Annotated in this window: 2 protein-coding genes and 1 pseudogene; all 3 read left to right on the top strand. The window is 69.9% G+C overall.

Translation table 11 applies throughout. The features are described 5' to 3' along the window. The first annotated feature begins 1 nt into the window (after position 1). Positions 2-757 carry a CoA transferase subunit A gene (locus ACIRPX_RS45935; protein ID WP_404206137.1) on the top strand — a complete coding sequence of 252 codons (756 nt, stop codon included), beginning with the start codon at positions 2-4 and terminating at the stop codon, positions 755-757. Further along, on the top strand, positions 757-1,404 hold the full coding sequence (locus ACIRPX_RS45930) for a CoA transferase subunit B (RefSeq protein WP_404206136.1): 648 nt from the start codon (positions 757-759) through the stop codon (positions 1,402-1,404). The genes ACIRPX_RS45935 and ACIRPX_RS45930 overlap by 1 nt, the downstream gene beginning before the upstream one ends. A gap of 8 nt (positions 1,405-1,412) precedes the next feature. After that, positions 1,413-1,533, top strand: a pseudogene (locus ACIRPX_RS45925) (3-oxoadipyl-CoA thiolase); the annotation flags it as partial.

The raw sequence follows: 1,533 nt of genomic DNA, 5'->3' as shown, positions 1-1,533 counted from the left end.
GATGGACAAGGTGGTCGCCACAGCCGCTGATGCGGTGGTGGATGTGGGGGAGGGTGCGTCGTTGGCGGTGGGTGGGTTCGGTTTGAGTGGGGTGCCGAATGTGTTGATCGGGGCCCTGTTCGAGCGGGGTGTGGCGGGGTTGTCGGTGGTGTCGAACAACTGCGGGGCGATGGAGTCGGGGTTGGCGGTGTTGCTGGCGGCGGGCCGGATCGCGCGGGTGACGGGGTCCTACATCGGGGCGAACAAGGAGTTCGCGCGGCAGTATCTGGGGGGTGAGCTGGAGGTGGAGCTGATTCCGCAGGGCACGCTGGCGGAGCGGCTGCGGGCGGGGGGTGCGGGTATTCCGGCGTTCTACACGCCGGCCGGGGTGGGCACGCAGGTGGCGGAGGGCGGGCTGCCGTGGCGTTATGACGGGGCGGGTGGGGTGGCGGTGGCGTCGCCGGTGAAGGAGGTGCGGGAGTTCGACGGCGTGGAGTATGTGCTGGAGCGGGGTATCCGTACGGATTTTGCGCTGGTGCGGGCGGCGCGGGGGGATCGGCACGGGAATCTGGTGTTCGGCAAGTCGGCGCGGAACTTCAATCCGCTGGCGGCGATGGCCGGGCGGGTGACGGTTGCCGAGGTGGAGGAGCTGGTGGAGCCGGGTGAGATCGATCCGGACGCGGTGCATCTGCCGGGGATCTTCGTGCAGCGGGTGGTGGCGCTGAGCGCGGTGCAGGCGGCGGACAAGCGGATCGAGCGGCGGACGGTGAGCGGCTGATGGCCTGGACACGGCAGGGGATGGCGGCGCGGGCGGCCGGTGAGCTGCGCGATGGGCAGTATGTGAATCTGGGGATCGGGCTGCCCACGCTGATCCCGAATCATCTGCCGGCGGGGGTGGAGGTGGTGCTGGAGTCGGAGAACGGGATCTTGGGTACCGGTCCGTATCCGGCCGAGGAGGAGGTGGATCCGGATCTGATCAATGCGGGCAAGGAGACGGTGACGGTGCTGGCGGGGGCGTCGTTCTTCGACTCGGCGCTGTCGTTCTCGATGATCCGGGGCGGGCACATCGATGTGGCGGTGCTGGGGGCGATGCAGGTGTCGGCGGGGGGTGACCTGGCGAACTGGGCGGTCCCGGGGAAGCTGGTCACCGGGATCGGCGGGGCGATGGATCTGGTGCACGGGGCGCGGCGGGTGATCGTGGTGATGACGCACTGCGCGAAGGACGGCGCCGCGAAGATCGTGCGGGAGTGCACGCTGCCGCTGACCGGCAGGGGGTGTGTGGATCGTATCGTCACCGACCTGGCGGTGCTGGATGTCACCGGGGAGGGGCTGGTGCTGGTGGAGTGCGCGCCGGGTGTCGCGGTCGGGGAGATCGTCGCGAAGACGGCGGCCACGGTGCGCGTCCCGGAGGAGATCGCGTCGTGAGTGAGCGTATGAAGGACGTGTTCGTCGTGGATGCGGTGCGTACGCCGTTCGGCCGTTACAACGGCGGCCTGGCGGGGGTGCGGCCGGATGATCTGGCCGCGCACGCGATCCGTGGACTGCTGGCCCGGA

The organism is Streptomyces sp. NPDC101225 (assembly GCF_044767585.1).
Taxonomy (GTDB): domain Bacteria; phylum Actinomycetota; class Actinomycetes; order Streptomycetales; family Streptomycetaceae; genus Streptomyces.
The sequence above is the reverse complement of the archived record's forward strand: the minus strand, read 5'-3'. Positions and strand labels throughout refer to the sequence as shown.